General features: G+C 42.9%; 18 protein-coding genes. 8 read left to right on the top strand and 10 right to left on the bottom strand.

The features are described 5' to 3' along the window. Positions 1-89: 89 nt before the first annotated feature. The 3 genes from MgSA37_RS22190 to MgSA37_RS22185 all read right to left on the bottom strand — a co-directional run bounded on the left by MgSA37_RS22190 (position 90) and on the right by MgSA37_RS22185 (position 4823). Positions 90-2900: a 2-oxoglutarate dehydrogenase E1 component gene (locus MgSA37_RS22190; protein ID WP_096355123.1), complete on the bottom strand. Its 2811-nt coding sequence runs from the start codon at positions 2898-2900 to the stop codon at positions 90-92. A 329-nt stretch (positions 2901-3229) separates the two neighbouring features. Next, complete coding sequence (locus MgSA37_RS28390) at positions 3230-3481, bottom strand: hypothetical protein (protein ID WP_157750682.1); 252 nt, start codon at positions 3479-3481, stop codon at positions 3230-3232. A gap of 43 nt (positions 3482-3524) precedes the next feature. Next, positions 3525-4823 (bottom strand): DASH family cryptochrome, encoded by a 1299-nt coding sequence (locus MgSA37_RS22185; RefSeq protein ID WP_096355121.1) that lies wholly within the window; start codon positions 4821-4823, stop codon positions 3525-3527. Between the two features lie 389 nt (positions 4824-5212). On the opposite strand from MgSA37_RS22185, the gene MgSA37_RS22180 reads away from it, so the two are divergent. The 6 genes from MgSA37_RS22180 to MgSA37_RS22155 all read left to right on the top strand — a co-directional run bounded on the left by MgSA37_RS22180 (position 5213) and on the right by MgSA37_RS22155 (position 11090). Continuing rightward, the gene (locus MgSA37_RS22180) at positions 5213-5875 is read left to right on the top strand and encodes a TetR family transcriptional regulator C-terminal domain-containing protein (RefSeq protein ID WP_096355119.1); all 663 of its coding nucleotides are present in this window, start codon (positions 5213-5215) and stop codon (positions 5873-5875) included. After that, on the top strand, positions 5862-6530 hold the full coding sequence (locus MgSA37_RS22175) for an HAD family hydrolase (protein WP_157750681.1): 669 nt from the start codon (positions 5862-5864) through the stop codon (positions 6528-6530). The genes MgSA37_RS22180 and MgSA37_RS22175 overlap by 14 nt, the downstream gene beginning before the upstream one ends. 374 nt (positions 6531-6904) lie before the next feature. Beyond that, positions 6905-8230 carry an ABC1 kinase family protein gene (locus MgSA37_RS22170; RefSeq protein WP_096355115.1) on the top strand — a complete coding sequence of 442 codons (1326 nt, stop codon included), beginning with the start codon at positions 6905-6907 and terminating at the stop codon, positions 8228-8230. Between the two features lie 254 nt (positions 8231-8484). Then, a complete protein-coding gene (locus tag MgSA37_RS22165) occupies positions 8485-8802 on the top strand; it encodes a Dabb family protein (RefSeq protein WP_096355113.1) in 318 nt (105 codons plus the stop codon). Between the two features lie 76 nt (positions 8803-8878). Then, the gene (locus MgSA37_RS22160) at positions 8879-9784 is read left to right on the top strand and encodes a TIGR01777 family oxidoreductase (RefSeq protein ID WP_096355111.1); all 906 of its coding nucleotides are present in this window, start codon (positions 8879-8881) and stop codon (positions 9782-9784) included. Next, positions 9777-11090, top strand: coding sequence for a cryptochrome/photolyase family protein (locus tag MgSA37_RS22155; RefSeq protein WP_096355109.1), 1314 nt, complete (start codon positions 9777-9779; stop codon positions 11088-11090). Before MgSA37_RS22160 ends, MgSA37_RS22155 begins: the two co-directional genes overlap by 8 nt. A 26-nt stretch (positions 11091-11116) precedes the next feature. On the opposite strand, the gene MgSA37_RS22150 is transcribed toward MgSA37_RS22155, so the two are convergent. From MgSA37_RS22150 to MgSA37_RS22135, 4 genes are all read right to left on the bottom strand, one after another. After that, entirely contained in the window at positions 11117-12088 is a 972-nt protein-coding gene (locus tag MgSA37_RS22150; protein WP_096355107.1) for an FKBP-type peptidyl-prolyl cis-trans isomerase, read from the bottom strand. Between the two features lie 45 nt (positions 12089-12133). Next, the gene (locus MgSA37_RS22145; protein WP_157750680.1) at positions 12134-12658 is read right to left on the bottom strand and encodes an FKBP-type peptidyl-prolyl cis-trans isomerase; all 525 of its coding nucleotides are present in this window, start codon (positions 12656-12658) and stop codon (positions 12134-12136) included. A 390-nt stretch (positions 12659-13048) separates the two neighbouring features. Continuing rightward, positions 13049-13504 (bottom strand): MarR family winged helix-turn-helix transcriptional regulator, encoded by a 456-nt coding sequence (locus MgSA37_RS22140; protein WP_096355103.1) that lies wholly within the window; start codon positions 13502-13504, stop codon positions 13049-13051. 151 nt (positions 13505-13655) lie between these two features. Next, positions 13656-14171 carry a DUF892 family protein gene (locus MgSA37_RS22135; protein ID WP_096355101.1) on the bottom strand — a complete coding sequence of 172 codons (516 nt, stop codon included), beginning with the start codon at positions 14169-14171 and terminating at the stop codon, positions 13656-13658. Between the two features lie 118 nt (positions 14172-14289). Here MgSA37_RS22135 and MgSA37_RS22130 point away from each other — a divergent pair, with 118 nt between their 5' ends. Further along, positions 14290-14757, top strand: coding sequence for a DUF4293 domain-containing protein (locus MgSA37_RS22130; RefSeq protein ID WP_096355099.1), 468 nt, complete (start codon positions 14290-14292; stop codon positions 14755-14757). Between the two features lie 124 nt (positions 14758-14881). Here the strand turns inward: MgSA37_RS22130 and MgSA37_RS22125 are convergent, their stop codons facing one another. Genes MgSA37_RS22125 through MgSA37_RS22115 form a run of 3 tightly spaced genes read right to left on the bottom strand, consistent with a single transcriptional unit; the run spans position 14882 to position 16285 of the window. Further along, on the bottom strand, positions 14882-15751 hold the full coding sequence (locus MgSA37_RS22125; protein ID WP_096355097.1) for an alpha/beta fold hydrolase: 870 nt from the start codon (positions 15749-15751) through the stop codon (positions 14882-14884). Between the two features lie 7 nt (positions 15752-15758). After that, entirely contained in the window at positions 15759-16067 is a 309-nt protein-coding gene (locus MgSA37_RS22120; RefSeq protein WP_096355095.1) for a type II toxin-antitoxin system RelE/ParE family toxin, read from the bottom strand. Next, a complete protein-coding gene (locus MgSA37_RS22115; protein WP_157750679.1) occupies positions 16052-16285 on the bottom strand; it encodes a hypothetical protein in 234 nt (77 codons plus the stop codon). Before MgSA37_RS22115 ends, MgSA37_RS22120 begins: the two co-directional genes overlap by 16 nt. Positions 16286-16481: 196 nt before the next feature. Here MgSA37_RS22115 and MgSA37_RS22110 point away from each other — a divergent pair, with 196 nt between their 5' ends. Further along, the gene (locus MgSA37_RS22110; RefSeq protein WP_096355091.1) at positions 16482-18323 is read left to right on the top strand and encodes a DEAD/DEAH box helicase; all 1842 of its coding nucleotides are present in this window, start codon (positions 16482-16484) and stop codon (positions 18321-18323) included. Positions 18324-18439: the final 116 nt, after the last annotated feature.

The raw sequence follows: 18439 nt of genomic DNA, 5'->3' as shown, positions 1-18439 counted from the left end.
ATTGGTCTCGCAGTCGAAAGCCTTGAGTCCGAAGTCTTGAGTCAAAATTTCTCTGACTTAAGACTTTAGACTACCGACTCAGGACTAAATTAATCTGCTCCTGCTGTCGCCATTTTTGCAGCAGTTTCTTTAACGGCAGCTTTTACCTGTTTGCCCGGAGGGGCTTCAAACGCTTTTGAAACAATTAACAGCTGCTGTGCCGCATGCTGTTTTGCAAAACCGGTAGCGGTGCTGCTGCCCTCGTTTCGCGAAATTACATTCAGATTGATCAATTTATCGTTATGGAATTTGCGGCAAATATATGGCCAGGCACCCATGTTTTCAGGCTCTTCCTGCACCCAGATAAATTCATTCGCTTTGTTGTATTTAGCTTTTACTTTTAATATCTGTACCAATGGCGTAGGGTAAAGTTGCTCAATACGAACTATAGCTACATCCTTGCGTTTATCAGCCTGTTGTTTTTCAAGCAGGTCGTAATATATTTTACCTGTGCAAAGCAGTACACGTTTTACCTTTTTAGCATCGGCATATTCATCATCAATGAGCTCGTGAAATTTGCCATGGGTAAATTCTTCAAGCTTCGATACACATTTAGGGCTGCGCAGCAGGCTCTTCGGCGTAAATATGATCAATGGTTTGCGGAAGTCCCGCAGCATCTGCCGCCTTAAAATATGGAACAGGTTTGCCGGTGTGGTGCAATTAGCTACCTGGATATTGCTATCGGCACAAAGCTCCAAAAAGCGTTCCACACGTGCGGAAGAGTGTTCCGGGCCCTGGCCTTCATAGCCGTGAGGCAATAACATAACTAATCCGTTACCACGCTGCCATTTGGTTTCGGCGCTGGCAATGTATTGGTCAACAATAATTTGCGCACCGTTAAAAAAGTCGCCGAACTGTGCTTCCCAAATAGTAAGTGCGTTAGGGTTTGCCATGGCATAACCATATTCAAATCCTAAAACCCCATATTCAGATAATAATGAATTAAAAATGCTGAATTTGCCTTCTGCACCAATGGTATCCAGCGGTGTGTATTCGTCTTCCGAATCAACTAAAGTTAAAACTGCATGGCGGTGCGAAAAAGTACCGCGTTTAACATCTTCGCCGCTTATCCTAACCGGGTGGCCATCTTTTAACAAGGAGCCATAAGCCAGGAGTTCGCCCATTGCCCAGTCAAAAACATGGGTTTTGGTCACCATTTTATTCCGCTCGTCAAAAAGCTTTTCAATTTTTTTGAAAAACTCCTTTCCTTCGGGCAGCGTAGTTATTTTTTTACCTATTTCAAGTAATTCTTCTTCAGGTACGGCAGTTTCAACAGGGGCAAAAAACTCCCTGGTGCTTGCTATATGCATCCCCTGCCAAACCCCTTCAAACATTTGCACCGTTTCGGTGATCCGGTCTTCAGATTTCGACTCGTCGAGATTTTTTTGCAGCAAGGCGCGGAAGTTTTTTTCCAGCTCGGGCGCGTAATTCGCATCAATGCTGCCTTCGTCCTGCAATTGTTTTTTATAGATCTCCAGTGGATTAGGATGTGCCTCTATCGCTTTGTATAATACCGGCTGGGTAAATTTAGGCTCATCTGCCTCGTTATGCCCATACCTGCGGTAGCATAACAGGTCGATAAATACATCTTCGTGAAATACCTGCCTGTATTCCATGGCCAGGTTTACCACATAGGCCATGGCCTCAACGTCATCGCCGTTTACGTGAAATACCGGGGATAAAACAGTTTTTGCAACATCGGTACAATAAGTGCTTGACCTTGCGTCTTTGTAATTGGTAGTAAAGCCAATCTGGTTATTGATAACAATGTGGATCGTTCCGCCGGTGCGGTAACCATCCAGTTTTTCCATCTGTAAAACCTCGTACACTATACCCTGGCCGGCAACAGATGCATCGCCATGTATTAATATCGGCGCTATTTTGGAATGATCGCCCTTGTATTTGAAATCAATTTTTGACCGCGTTAATCCTTCCACTACCGGGTCAACTGCTTCCAGGTGTGAAGGGTTGGGGCAAAGGCTTAAATGCACTTTTTTGCCGCCCTGTGTTACCACATCCGTTGAATAGCCGAGGTGATATTTCACGTCGCCGCCGAATGGAGTTTCTTCATCAAAATTTTTGCCTTCAAATTCCGAAAAGACCTCTTTGTAGGGTTTTTCCATAATATTTGTCAGCACATTCAGCCTGCCGCGGTGGGCCATGCCGATGATAAACTCTTCGATACCCAATTCCGATCCGTTTTGTATAACAGAATCAAGGGCAGGGATCACCGCTTCTGCGCCTTCGAGCGAGAAACGTTTTTGGCCCAAAAATTTTGTGCCCAAAAAGTTTTCAAAAACAACCGCTTCGTTCAGCTTATTCAGGATCAGTTTCTTTTCCTCAACGGTATAAGACGGGGTGTTGCGTTTGCTTTCCATCCGGTCCTCAAACCATTTGATCTTGATCGGGTTGCGGATGTACCTGTATTCGGCGCCTATTGATTCGCAATAGGTTTCTTCAAGCAACTGGCGGATGTCGCGTAAGGTTGCAGGGCCCAAACCCACCTGTACACCGGCATTAAAAACAGTATCCAGGTCAGCATCGCTAAGCCCAAAAGTCTCCAGCTCTTTACCCGGAAAGTATTTGCGGCGCTCGCGAACGGGGTTTGTTTTGGTGAATAGATGGCCGCGTGAGCGGTAGCCATCTATCATGTTGAGTACGTTAATTTCTTTGAAAAAGTGATCCGAAGCTTCGGCCGGTATGGTTGCCACCGGAGCGGCGGGCGTATCTTTTCCAAAATCAAATCCTTCGAAAAATTTTTGCCATCCAAAGTCTACAGATTCAGGCTCTTGTTTGTATGCCTCGTACAATGAATTTATGTAGGCAGCGTTTCCGCTATTAATATAATTGAGACGATCCATGCGAAACCAATCTTTAAAACGGTACAAAAGTAAGCATATCGCCTTGTAAACTTTTAATTTAATTTGTAAAATGTTGTTTTATAGGTAAACAGCTGAATGAATGGCGGCAAGTTTTACCGCGACATGTTATTAATGCCTTGTAATAATAAAAAACGACAGACGAAATGGTTTATTTATGGAAAAGTTTACGGACGAAATCGCGCAGGTAGGAAACCCCTTCCAATAGAATAGCAAGAATGCCGATAATGACTGTATATTGCTCGAACGGGTTCATAATCATAATGATTATTAGACGTAAATATACCTGAAAGGTTACATTTTTGCCTGATTTATTTATTGTGACTTTTCAGGAAGAAACAAGCGTGCATTAAAACGCTTTTTTTACCGTCTTTACGGCTTGCCGTAGAGAGGGTCGGAGAGCCTGCCGGCAGGCCTGCCTGCCTGCCGGCAGGCGTAGCGAATCCGGGGTGAGTAAACTCGCCGCCATGCGTTGGCGGTAATGTCCGCCGGGGTTGACTCACCCGAACATCGCTACGCTCGTTCACCCCCTCTTTTGCAGGCAAAAAAGAGGGTAGCTGCAATTGCTTTTGTTTCGAACACTCATGGAGAAAATCCCGACTTATCTTAGCTCACCTGAGGTAGCCAGGTGTCAATAAAATCGTTATTAGTTACCAGGTCGGTTGGCGGTTTTGTGGCAATAGCATAGCGGCTTTCGCGTGCGTCATTGACTCCCGCGATGAATGCCCAGTTACCCCAGTTGCTTGCGGGGGAGTAATCAACCAGTTTTTCTTCAAAATAAGCTGCACCCCTGGTCCAGTCAACTTTCAGGTCGTGCACCAGGTAACCGGCTACAATTTGGCGCCCGTAGTTATTGATATAGCCGGTGGCATTAAGTTCGTGCATAACGGCGTCAATAAGGGGCACGCCGGTTTCGCCATTTTTCCAGCGCTCTAAAGCATCATCCTGGTTGTCATTATTTAAAACTATTATTTCGCTATTATTTTTAGCGGCAATGAATTTTTGCCCGTGTTTTTTAAACATGAACCTGAAATAATCACGCCACAAAAGGTCAAGCAAGATAGGCTGGTATTGGTTTGAATGCGTGGCCTGGTGTTGTTTGGTTATCTCCCAATAAACATGCCTTAGCGAGATGCAGCCCAAAGCTATCCATGGTGATAGTTTTGACGAAAAGGAATTGATGGACGGTATACGTGCACCTTTTCCGACGGCAAACAGGTCGCCATTTAAAAAAAATTGTTCCAGTTGGTTTAGCGCTGCAGATTCGCCGCCTGAAAACTGCCCTGCAGCACGCGGATCATCTAACGGTTCATCCAACCCCAATTCGCGCAGGGTTGGCAATTTGCCTGCATTTGTTATGAAGGGCGTTTGGATAGCCGTTGGTGTGGCGATGCAGGGGCGAACGGTACTGTCGCGCTCGATCTTCTTTTTAAAAATGGCAAAACTATCCGGAATGTCTTTTATCGGGAAGGGGAGGTCCTCTTTATGATAAAGCGTATGGCCGATAAAGTGCTTTAAATTCAGCTTCAGTTTCCATAAAGCTGTTTCCACCTCTTCGGATATGTCTGTTTCTTCGTGGGCCACTTCCCGGTGATGGTAAACCTCATTGATATGGTATTCTTCGGCGAGTTGAGGTAAGATCTCAGCCGGGTTACCGATGCGGATCACTAGCTCTCCACCTATATTTTGCAGGTTTTTTCGCAGGTCTGCAACTGATTCCAAAAGGAAACGCGCCCTTAAACTGCCTGTTTTTGCATTGCCTGAAGGATTTGTGCGGAAATAATAGGGATCAAAACAATATACGGGTAATACCTTGTCTGATTTACGTGCCGCTTCTAATAATATCTCATTATCGTGGATGCGTAAATCATTCCTGAACCATACCAATATCGTCTTTTCGCTCATTTTTAATCAAGGGGACAATAGTATTGCAATCCGCAAATTTGCAATTTATTTAATTGTGATGCACAATGTGCAATAAATATTTGACATGGCTAATACATTTTAAGCTAAAAAAATAAATATTGCAATAATCAAAAATCCGGCGTACGTGTTATTCCGTTTATAGCTGTGTCATTAAGTTTAGTTGTTTTACTTGCCGGAAAATCATTTTGGTATCGCTTAAAAAAAGGGAATGGCCGACATTATAATTCAGGATAAGGCCCATTGTAACGATGTTGGGAACATAAAATCAATTGTACTATCCCCCCAAAACCATCGTTGTTAATTATAGATGTGAATGACATTTACTTTAAAGTAATGTTATAATTTTATAACGTAAAATAAATATACTTATGGCTACCATAGAAAATATACAGAAAGCCTATATTGATTTTGTGCTGACAGAAGGTGAACAACCAAAATCGGTTTACATATTTGCAAAGAAAAACAAAATGCAGGAGGAAGAATTTTACAGCTTCTTCAGCTCGTTCGACGCTATTGAGCAAAATATATGGACCGGTTGCGCTGTGAAAACCATTGCCGAAATAAAAACGCAGGAAATATGGATGCAATATACTGCCCGAGAAAAAGCATTATCATTTTTTTACAGCTTTTTTGAGTTGCTGAAAGGCAGTCGCAGTTTTGTTGTTTACAGTGTTAAAAAGCAGCCCAAAACATTTTCGACCCCACAGATTTTCCGGGGTATAAAAGACTTGTTTGAAACGTTTTGCAATGATATTATTGTTGAAGGTATAGAGACGAACGAACTTTCGGAGCGTAAGTTCTTCACTAACCGTTACAAAGATGCCCTTTGGGTTCAATTGGTTTTTGTATTGCATTTCTGGATCAATGATAACTCAACGGGTTTTGAAAAAACCGACGAAGCTATTGAAAAAGGCATCAACGTTACGTTTGATCTTTTTCAGCGTTCACCCATTGATAACCTGATTGAATACGGGAAGTTTTTAGCCACCCACGGCGGGGTTAAACAGAGCATGGGATTTGGGAACAACTAGTATCTTCGCCGCCATTTTCGACATGGACGGCACCCTGATCGACAATACCCCCTATCATTTTAAATCGTGGCAGGCGCTGTATAAAAAATATGGTAAAGGCGGGTTAAGTAAAGAAACTTACTATACCACTATCAGTGGCGTGCCGGTATTGGAAACTATCCGACGGGTGTTTGGCGAAGGCAGGGATGAAGCGCAGCTAAAAGACTTGTTGAATGAAAAGGAAGAATTTTACAGGCAACTTTATGCGCCTTACCTGGCGCCTATAAATGGGCTGGAGCATTTTCTAAACGGATTGAAAAATGCCGGGGTAAAAATGGCCATGGGTACGTCAGCCACGCAGGAAGATATAGATTTTGTATTCAATAAAATTCCGATAGAAGGGGATTTTGATGCCATCATTAATTCAACCATGGTTACGAGGCCCAAACCCGATCCGCAGGTATTTTTAAAAGCAGCCAAAAAATTAGGAATGCCGCCTGAAAAATGCGTGGTGTTTGAAGATTCATTAGCTGGGGTTAAAGCGGCTAACAGCGCGGGGATGAAAGTTGTAGGGATAACTACAGGGCATACCGCTGCGGAATTACAGCCGGTAAACCTGGTGATCGATAATTATTTGGCGTTGACCGTGCAAAAGCTGGCTGCGTTATTTGAATGACGTTTTGTGTAGGGGATAGTAATAAAGCAAACCGACAATTATTGAATTGCGGAGAAAAGATCTCGTTAGGGATAACCCCGTTGTAGAAAAAATAAGGATGAAGATAATTGCCTCTTAGAGCTTTTTGGCCCTCTTTTTTGCCTGCAAAAGAGAGGGCAGATCAAGCGTAGCGATGATCGGGTGAGTTAACCCCAGCGGACATTACCGCCAATGCAGGGCGGCGAGCCTACTCACCCCGACTACGCTACGCTGGTCGCCCCTCTCTTCCGCAAGCGGAAAAGAGGGGAAAACAAATATTTTTCTATAATCTAATGATATTGCCCGATGGGTCATAGGATTCGGATACCAGTACAAAGTATGATAGAAGTAAACAAATGAGTGAAAATCCAAAAGAACAAAATAGTATACCAACCTCCAAGGTCGAACGTTCTGCGAAATTTGTAAAAACCGGTTTTAAAATTGGCGGTAACTATATTAAGCATTACTCCAAAAAACTGTTCAATCCCGAGATGGATAAAAGCGAACTGAACGAGGATAATGCATCGGACATTTATGAATCATTAAGCGAACTGAAGGGCAGCGCCCTTAAAGTGGCGCAAATGCTGAGCATGGACAAAAATCTGCTGCCACAGGCTTATACCGATAAGTTTTCGCAGTCGCAGTACAATGCGCCGCCCTTGTCGGGGCCGCTGATCGTACAAACTTTTAAAAAGTATTTTGGCAAAACACCCGATAAAATCTACGATAAATTTAACGTCCGCTCGTCTAACGCGGCGTCCATCGGCCAGGTGCACCAGGCCGAGTTAAACGGTAAAAAACTTGCGGTAAAAATTCAATATCCCGGTGTTGGCGATTCTATTTCGTCCGACCTTAAACTGGTAAAGCCATTTGCTTTCAGAATGCTGGGCATGAGTGAAAAAGAGTTGGATATTTATATGAAGGAGGTAGAAGAACGCCTGCTGGAAGAAACCGACTATGAGCTGGAAGTAAGGCGTTCTATTGAATTTTCAAATGCCTGTTCAGGGCTTGACAATGTGGTTTTTCCGAAATATTATCCCGAATTATCCAGCAAACGCATCATCACCATGGACTGGCTGGAAGGCAAACACCTGCGCGAATTTTTAAATACTAATCCGTCGCAGCAACTGCGCAATAAAATAGGGCAGGCGCTATGGGATTTTTATAATTTTCAGCAACACGAGCTGCGCGCCGTACACGCGGACCCGCACCCCGGGAATTTTATGATCACCGGTGATGACCAACTCGGTGTGATAGATTTCGGTTGTATCAAAGAAATGCCTGAAGATTTTTACTATCCTTTTTTCTCGCTCACCTCTACCGGGTTAATGGAAAATAAGGAAGAAACGATTAAGGCGTTCCGCCAGCTGGAGATGATCCATCCGAATGATACGCCCGCGCAAATTGAGTTTTATTATAAAATGTACCGGCAAATGATAGGCTTGTTTGCCAAGCCATATATTACCGATCATTTTGATTTCGGTCAAACCGCGTTTTTTGATGAACTGTATGGCTTTGGTGAAAAGGTAGCTAAAATGCCCGAGTTTAAACAGGCGCGGGGCGTAAAGCATTTTATTTATGTTAACCGCACCAATTTCGGGCTGTATAATATTTTGCATGAGTTGAAAGCGGAGGTTAAAACGGATACGTTTAAGCCGCATGTGGTGGAGCAGTTTGTATGAGATTGAATGGACACGAATTGAATGGACACGAATTTCACGAATTTGTTCGAATGGACACGAATTTCACGAATTTGTTCGAATGGACACGAATTTGATTGACACGAATTGCGCATTCGCCCTCAAGGCTAAGGTTTATGTAGTGTGTACGCATTAAGAATCCGCGGGCACTTCCTGTCAACTCTTCATCATATCTGAAGTTTGTACGTTTATAGTCACAATTTATTTCCATTTTAGTGAAATAAAAACACATTAACATGCTTCTCGAAAATACTTTTGTACATCACGTTCATTTCTGGCTTCATGATAAAGCCGATAAACAGCAATTGATTGACGGTTTAAATACGCTTTTGCCAATTCCGCATATCCGCCAGATCCATATCGGCGTACCTGCCGAAACTTTCCGCAGCGTAGTTGACCGTTCGTATGATGTTTCGCTTTTGTTGTTATTTGATGGCCCTGCCGAGCAGGAAGCTTACCAGGTTGACCCTACCCACGTGTATTTTGCCGAAAACTACGCCAAACCTCTTTGCAGCAAAGTTGTTGTTGCAGATAGTGTAAATGTTCATGGTTGATGGTTCATAGTTCATAGCAGCTGCAATGAGCTATTCTACAAATCGCCTTTTTACCATGAACTATGAACCATAAACTATGAACCCAAAAAGCATCCTCCTTACCGGTGGCACCGGCCTGATCGGCAGCAGCCTTACAAAGCAGTTGCTGGATAAAGGCTATACCGTTAGTCATCTAAGCCGTTCGCCGGGAAGAGACCCGCGCGTTAAAACCTTTTTGTGGGATGTGCATAAGGGGGAGATCGCAGAACACTGTATTGACGGGGTAGATGTCATCATTCACCTGGCCGGGGCCGGCATAGCTGACGGCCGCTGGACTGAGGCAAGGAAAAAGGAAATCATAGATAGCCGCACCAAATCGATCCAGTTGATCTATGGCTTGCTCAAAACAAGAAAACACCAGGTTAAATCCATTATTTCTGCATCGGCTATCGGCTATTACAGCGATAGGGGGGAAGAGCTGATGACTGAGGAAAGCACGCCGTTTACTGATTTTATGGCCAAATGCTGCGTGGAATGGGAAAATGTTGTAGATGAAGGCAAAGCTTTAGGCCTGCAGGTAACTAAATTCCGTACCGGGGTGGTACTTGATAAAGGCGGGGCGCTGGCCAAAATGGCTGCACCTGTAAAATTATTTGTTGGCGCTCCCCTGGGCAGTGGCAGACAGTGGATTCCGTGGATCCATGTGCAGGATGTGATTGGGATGTATTTGTTCGCGGTTGAAAATGAAAATTTTGAGGGGGTTTATAATATGGTGGCGCCAAACCCTGTCACCAATAAGGAATTAACCAGAGCAATTGCCAAACAATTGCATAAACCATTGTGGCTGCCCAATGTGCCTTCCTTTTTGTTAAAATTAGTATTAGGCGAAATGAGTACGATTGTTTTGGGCAGTACCAAGGTCTCCGCCAAAAAAATTGAAGCTGCAGGGTATAAATTTATTTATTCGGAGGTTTCGTTAGCGTTAAAAGCGATTTATGGATAAAAAAATACCTGTTTCTATCTTCTGGTTCAGGCGCGATCTCCGCCTTGATGATAATGCCGGGCTTTACCATGCCCTGAAAGGCCCCAACAAGGTGCTTCCCGTGTTTATATTCGACAAGGAAATATTGGATCAACTTGAAGATAAAGATGATGCCCGTGTTACTTTTATTTATGAAACAATTACCGCGCTGGACAAACAGCTCCAGGAAAACGGCAGTAGCTTGCTTGTTTTGTATGATACGGCCGAAAACGCTTGGGCACAACTGTTAAGGGAATACCAAATTGCCAATGTTTATACCAATCATGATTATGAGCCTTATGCAAAAAAACGTGACGACACCATCCAGGCCCTGTTAAAAAAACAGGAGATTCTATTTCACACTTTTAAGGACCAGGTGATTTTTGAAAAAGATGAGGTAGTAAAAGACGACGGCAAACCTTATACCGTATACACGCCATATAATCGCAAATGGTACCAAAAGCTCACCCCGTTTTATCTGAAAGCCTATCCCAACAGCAAATATTTTGACAATTTTTTTAAAACGGAGCTATTACAGATTCCCGCGTTAAAAGACCTTGGCTTTGAAAAAAGCACGCTTAACTTTCCGGCAATTCATTATAAAGAACTGATCGCTACATATCCTGAAAAAAGAGATTTTCCGGCGGTTGAAGGAACCAGCCATATCGGGCTGCATTTACGCTTTGGTACGGTAAGCATAAGGGAACTGGCCCGTACCGCATATGAGTTTAAAGAGAAAACCTGGCTGAACGAACTCATTTGGCGGGAATTCTATATGATGATTCTTTACCATTTTCCCCACACTGCAACCAAATCATTTAAACCTGCATTTGACCGGATCAATTGGGTAAATGACGAAAAGCACTTTGAAGCGTGGTGCAAGGGCGAAACAGGTTACCCACTGGTGGATGCGGGGATGCGTGAACTAAACAGCACGGGCTATATGCATAACAGGGTGCGTATGGTGGTGGCCAGTTTTTTAAGTAAGGACCTGCTGATTGACTGGCGCTGGGGCGAACGTTATTTTGCCCGTAAGCTATTGGACTATGAATTAGCCAGCAACGCGGGCGGTTGGCAATGGTCGGCCGGATCGGGTACGGATGCTGCGCCTTATTTCAGGATCTTCAGCCCTGATTCGCAGTTGAAGAAATTTGATCCGCAGCTTAAATATATCAAAAAATGGGTTCCGGAATATGCTGATTTCAGCAGGTATCCAAAACCCATTGTTGATCATGCTTTCGCACGCGAACGTTGTTTAAAAGTTTTTAAAGAGGCACTTTCTGTATAAGATAAAAAAAATACCCCTTTTCTCTATTACTGTGTTACGGTAACTATCTGCCAGGTAAATCTTAAGCAGCTAAATGGCGGGATGCCCGAAGAACCCGATATACCATAGGCTATAGACGAAGGAATTAACATGGATATTTTTGTTCCGACAACCGCTTTTTGCAAACCTTCCGTCACACCTGGTATGAAGCCACTTATTACCGTGGCAGGCATTACATTGGTTCCGTTGTGAGCGCCATCAAAAATATTTCCGTTCAATAGTTGGCCGGTATAGGTTGCCGTAATGGTACTGGTTGCAAGTATTGCGTCGGTACCAGTACCCGGGGTTAATATACTGTAGTATAATCCATCAGCAGTTTTGGTATAGCCGGTTAAATTATTGGCCTTCATGTAATTCTGTATCACCATATCGTCATAAGCAGGAAACCCGTTTGTGGTAGCGTTGTTTATTGGGAGGTAGTTGATGGCATGGATGTAAACATCAAGGCTCTCATTTCCCGCGATACGGTTATTGGCTACCTGGCTGCTGCCCGAACCTGAACCGTTTTTGCCATAGGCCAGGTGAGATGGGATGAGCAAACGCATCGTGGCGTTTGAATATTTTAAAATATTATGTACCGCGGTTTGCAGCCCTAAAGGGTAATTATTATTGTGAATATGGCCAACATAGTCGTAATAATGATTGGCGATCGTATCAGAAGTTACATAGGAGCCGTCTAAAGTTTTGTAGGTATAAACAAATGCAACTTTATCCGAATACTGAAGTGCCGGGCCTGATCCGGGGCTGATGATTTTATAATAGATGCCTGTAGTGTCGCCACCTGAAGTATCTCTTGAAAAACCGGAAAGGCCATTGGCTGTAATGTAATTGTTTATCTGGATGTCATCGTATTGCTTAATAGTCAGTTGATTGTTGTCTTTCCTGCATGAGCTCATGCCTGTTGATAAAATAACGCCTATTATTGAAATTACTATAACAGAAAATATGGTTTGTTTCATTTGCACTTTTATTCGGGTTGCTTGTATTTGCGTTGTAATTTTTTATTAATTAGTTATACTGTATAGTGTTATATGAAAAACAAGCACTGCATTGGCCGGCAGCCCTAACGAGGACTGCGGAAACGGGCCGTATGCATAATGTGATGGCACATATAATGTTATTATCCCGCCGGGCCCTAAGCTGTTTTTGGTATCCTCGAAACCAAATTGCCAGCCTCTTATGGTTTCACCTAAGATAAAAGTTGGATGAAAAGTGTCCGTCTGCTGAATTACGCCACTCAATGTGCCATCTTGTTTTATCTGCCAGGCAATCCAGCCAACCGTTACCTGGGTTGAACTTGTAAATAAACCTGTACCGGTGCCGGCGGTATCTATTTTATAATAAATGCCGGTTGAAACACCGGCTGAGTCGATCACACTCGCTGTGATGTTATTGTTTTTTAAATAGGTTGTAATTAACTGATCATCTTTAATTAATTGCGCGCTGATCTGTGCCTTAACATCAACCGTTTTGGTACAAGAGCTTAAACCAGCAGCAGCAAGCAATACAATTAACAGAATCCTGTTCATTTTATGTCCCATACTGTTTATTTGCCTTTTTATTTTTCGCAGCGCCCTTAACATGGCTAACGCGATTTATCTGCCGGCATTTCCTGAACGGCACCTCATTTTTTGGCCGCACGGGGATTTTTCAATCGGCAAATTTATTCTTTTATAATTCAAAAACAGCAGCTTAACATTTTTTAACACTTAATAGGCTGTAATAGCTGCAAAATCACCCTTTTACAAAAGCATTTTGTTAGGCTATAACGGTTATTTTTATATAAACGTGTGTGGCTGGGGGTGATTGAGTTGATTAAGTTGTTGGAATGTTGTAAGGTTGGAAAGTTGTAATATTACCCCAACGCATACATTGATCCCCTGGCAGCAACAAAACAGGAAAAGTGCAGCAATTATAAATTAACCCAATGTATCTGGTTTAAAACTGACGGTAAGCTGGTTGATCTTTTTTAGCATTTTGATCAGGTACTCTTTATCATTTTCGCTGATGTGTGCATTAAGATAGTTATTGAATTTTTTTACCAGGGCACGTGCCAGGTGGCGCTTCTCTTTACCCAAAGGGGTTAAATATATTTTAACCGAACGTTTGTCACCCGCGTTAGATTCGCGGTAGATCAATCCTGATTTCTCCAATTGGCGCAGCATTCTTGACAAGCTGGTTGATTTCAGGCCAAGCAATGTGGCAGCCTGCGAAACAGTAGTGCCGTCTTTTTCATCAATATTGATCAGCAGGTATCCTATTGACTGGGTTATGCCAAACTCTGTAACTAAATGATTGTATTTATTGGCAACAGTTTGCCAAACTATTTTTAAAAAATAGTCGATGGTTTCCTGGTGTTTTACGCTACCCGACATAGGAAACAAACTTACATTTTTTGATTGAATTGTTGGCTGATTAAATGCCGGTTAAACACTTTTAAACGGCCTGGGCAAGCTTGTCACGAGCTATCCCCGCAATAAGGGCATGGCATTAATAACATTTATCCAAACGGGCGTTAAGGCGGCCTCAGGAAATATACTCTTTATAGATCTCTTCGAATAAAATTTTGTTATCTACAGCGAGGTCAAAAGGCTGATCGAGAAAAGTACTGTTATAACCGATGGCAATGGCCAGGTTTTTCAAAACTTTAAAATAAGTAATTTCAATGCCTTCTATCTGCTGCATGTAAAAAAGAATGAAGACGTCTTTTTCAAGGGGTGTTTTCCCTGCTTTTATAGCCGAGAGGTAGGCCTCCAGCGTCAGCGCCTTTATTCCTAAAGTATTTGTTTTGGCGGGCGTTTCGTGTATTGCCGTGTAAGTTTCATCCAATTGGCCAATTTGGCTGATGGTATCATCAATGGCCTCCTGTATGGCCTGTTTTAAAACATTTAACCTGGCAAGGCCTTTAACTTCGTCAAAGAAATGTAAAAGGTGCTGCTTGCCGAAATAGATATAATTTAAATGTTCAAGAAAGGTTTTTTTTAGCAGCTTATCTTCAATTTGCACATCTTTAGGCTGTAAAGCAGATAGTTGGTTACTCATGGCTATTTAATTACGGGGTAAAAAGCATCGGCAAAAAAATTATTGCAGATCATCAAATGATAATCATATTGAGCTATAAACTAAAACATTATATCTTTGTTTTCAATATAAAAAAAATATGCTGCAAAGAATACAAAGTATTTACCTGTTACTGGCCGGCTTAGCCATTTACGCACTTTTTCTTTTTCCGTTTGTTCACAATGTTCTTGTTGACGGCAAACCGGTAACAATTTCAGTTACAGGTGTTTTTCAGGATGTGAATGGGCAATACGTGCACACCCAGTTTTTTACCGCACTTACTGCTGCTGCTGCCGTGATAGGCCTGATCCCTTTGGTGATCATTTTTCTTTATAAGAACCGCAAACAGCAGATCGCTTTATGCTACAGCGCCATACTGGTGATTTTTGGTTTCAGTTTCTGGATGGCACAGGCGGTTAAGGGGGTAATGGGAAGTATCGAGATCGATACCCATAACTGGGGGATCGGGTTATTACTATCCTCCGTTAGTATACTGTTTATCGTATTTGCGCTCAAGGCGATCCAAAGGGACGAAAAGCTGGTAAAATCAGCGGATAGGCTGAGGTAGTTGATTGGTTGACCAGGTTGGATTAGGTTGATTAAGTTAGCTTTGGTTTGACTGATTCACCAATTAGACACCTGATCCAGATAACCTAATCAACTGCTCACTCACTCAACTTAATCAACCAATATTAATTAAATCTCCCGAACTGATCAATTGTCCTGAATTCCTGCGAAAAGAAATCACCAACTACCTGGTTAAACTGGTCCTTTTTAAAGATAGGAGTAGAATGCCCTGAATTAGGGATGATCCATAAATAGGAATTCTTAATGGATTGCGCTATCAGCATGGTATGTTTCGGCTGGATCACGTCATGGTCGCCGCCAATTACAAGCGTGGGGCAGGTAATTGTATGCAATTGTTCAATAGTGATGTGCGGCTCGTATGATAACAGGTGGAGCAGCTTTAATTCATTTTTTATTGCGGGCGATGGGCTTTTCATTTTTTTGGCGGAGTCCTGCACGGTCTTATTCATATTAACGGCCCATTTATATACAAAAGGGTCGACAGCGGTACTGTCAGGCCAAAGGTTGGCACCGGTGACGGCCAGTTTTTTTACCTTATCCGGGTGGCGCATGGCCAACAGCAGCCCGTTAATGCCGCCGTCGCTCCAGCCAATCACGTAACAGGATTTCAGGTTAAGTTTATCCAGCAGGGCATTCAGGTCATCTGTCATCATTTCATAGCTCAGCGAGTCTGTTGGATCAACTGATTTTCCCTGGGCGCGGCTGTCGGCAATTATTACCTGGTAATTTTTTGCAAAATAAGGGATCTGGTACAGGAAGTTATTGATGGACCCACCATTGCCATGAATGATCAATAAGGGCTCGCCTTTTCCATAGGTTTCGTAATACATTTTAAAACCGCGGATATCAGCATATTTACCAACGGCCGGGTTTCGCCCATAGGTAGTGGTATCAAAGGGTGATTTTGCCTCCTGGGCGAAGGAGAATTGAGCAAATATGCTTAATGCTAACGTGATGATGGTTTTTTGTATCATGATTGGTTTACAAAGGTGGGTATCGCTTTAGAGGCTTTTGTCTGGCTCCTCGAATGCTAATTAATTCAATTTCTTTCTTTTTAGGCTTTATCCTATAAGTTACAATTGTAAGACTGTTAATAGGGCCGCGATAAGTATTTTTACGCATCCCTGTTTTTTGTAAGATTTCAGGGTGAACTACGAGCGTTTTGAAAAACCTGTCAGCTTCATTCACGAAATCTGACACTTCCCTGCCCGACCAATTTTCTTCTAAATAATCGATGATTTTTTGAAAGCCTTTAGCAGCTTGTATCGTCCAAATTATTTTGAACGCCATTTTTCGTACTTTGCCATAACTTCCTCATGTGAAAAAACTTCACCTCTGTCAGCTTGTGCTAAACCTTCGTCAATCTCTGCCCGTTCATCCTCACCGATTTCATCCCACCAATCCTGCTGCTGTTCGTTTTTCAAAGCTATGAACCTCGCAATCACCGAGGGTTCATCAATATCAGTGAGCCATTTTATTAAATTCAACTTTTCTAACTGAATGTCCATAAAATACATATGTAAATCAAATCTAATAAATAAAAACAAGTCTATCAATAAAACATCTTTTATAGGGGATAAACCGCCTTTTTTTATCCTTAAAATGTCATATTCATAATTAGCGGCTTAGGTGTTTGAATTGATAATTAAAAAGCGTACCTTTGCGGCCGATTTGGCGATGTTGCCAGATTCGTTATTTTAATTCATGAACCCATTTATTCAACTGGGAATCCGTCATGATATTGTTAATGCCATCTCTGAATTAGGATTTGAAAATCCTACACCAATCCAGGAACAGTCAATCCCGGTATTGTTGACAGGCAGCAACGATTTTGTCGGATTAGCCCAAACCGGGACCGGTAAAACTGCTGCCTTCGGCCTACCATTGTTAGAACTGTTAGACTTCGAAGTAAATTATCCGCAAGCACTTGTATTGTGCCCCACACGTGAACTTTGTTTACAGATCACGAATGACATAAAAAATTACGCCAAAAAAATGGGCAACGTTAATGTTGTTGCTGTTTATGGCGGCGCCAGTATAGTTGACCAGTTACGCCAGATAAAACGCGGCGTACAAATTGTGGTTGCTACCCCAGGCCGTATGCTTGATATCATTAACCGAAAAGCGATCGATTTTTCGCAGGTTAAGTTTGTTGTTTTGGACGAGGCCGATGAAATGTTAAACATGGGCTTCCAGGAAGACATTGACAGTATCCTTTCAACTACTCCTGATACCAAAAAAACATGGTTGTTTTCGGCCACTATGCCATCCGAAGTTCGCAGGATAGCCAAAAAATACATGAATGAGCCGTTTGAGCTTACCATGGGCGAAAAAAATACCGGAAACGTAAATATCGAGCATGAATATTACATTGTTCGTGCCCGCGATAAATATGCTGCCTTTAAACGCATCGTTGATTTTAACCCTGACATTTTTGGTATTGTATTTTGCCGTACCAAAATTGAAACCCAGGATATTGCCGAAGCCCTGATAAAGGATGGCTACAATGCCGATTCGCTGCATGGCGACCTTTCACAGCAGCAGCGCGATAAGGTAATGAAACGTTACCGCGACCGCAGCCTGCAGCTGTTAATTGCTACTGACGTTGCCGCACGCGGTATCGACGTTAATGACGTTACACACGTTATCAATTACTCATTACCTGATGAAGTTGAAAATTACACTCACCGTAGCGGCCGTACAGCCCGTGCAGGTAAAACAGGTGTTTCTATCTCCATCATCAATGCGAAAGAATTAGGTAAGATCCGCCAGATAGAACGCGGCCTGGGCAAGCGTTTTGTTAAGGCCGAGATCCCTACCGGCTTTGACGTGTGCGAGAAACAATTGTTCAGCATTGTACATAAAGTACATAGTGTTGTTGTTAACGAGCAGCAGATTGAACAATATATTCCCCGTATTATGGAGGAGTTTAAGGATATGAGCAAAGAAGAATTTATTAAACGCTTTGCTTCTATTGAATTTAATAGCTTCCTTGAATATTACAAGAATGCGCCGGATCTGAACGCTCCGATAGAAGAAGGCCGCAGGCCCGAAAGAGGTGATGATCGTTCTGCACCGCGCCAGAGTGGCGGTGTTAGCGGTGGTGGTAAATCAGAATATACCCGCCTGTTCATCAATTTGGGTTCGGTAGATGAATTTAACCGTGGCGATTTGCTTGGTTATATCTGCAACAATACCAAGATCAGCGGACGGACTGTGGGCAAGATAGACGTTAAAGGGGTGTACTCATTTTTTGAAGTACAACATGATGACGTTGAAAAAGTAACCAACGGGTTTAAAGATATTGAATTTAAAGGTCGCCCGGTTAGGATAGAAATTTCGGGCGAAGGCACCAGCGAAAAACGCGAAGGCGGATACCAGCGCCGCGAAGGCGGTGGCGGTTACAACCGCGAAAGAAGCGGCAGCGGCGAAAAACGCGAAGGCGGCTTCAACCGTGAAAGAGCCGGTGGAGCAGCTGGTGGCGGTTTTCGCGATTTCTCAGGCAAACGCCGTGAGGACCGCGGCGAAAGACGCAGAAGATTTTAGTTTGCAGTTTAGTTTTCATAAGCCTGTTTAGCGGCAGGCAATAGTTTAGTTTAGTTTGTTTTGCAAACCCTCACCTTCCCGGTTGAGGGTTTTTGCATTGGGGTGGGGGTAGAGAT

It is taken from the genome of Mucilaginibacter gotjawali (genome assembly GCF_002355435.1).
Taxonomy (GTDB): Bacteria; Bacteroidota; Bacteroidia; order Sphingobacteriales; family Sphingobacteriaceae; genus Mucilaginibacter; species Mucilaginibacter gotjawali.
This window is presented reverse-complemented; position numbering and strand designations above follow the sequence as displayed.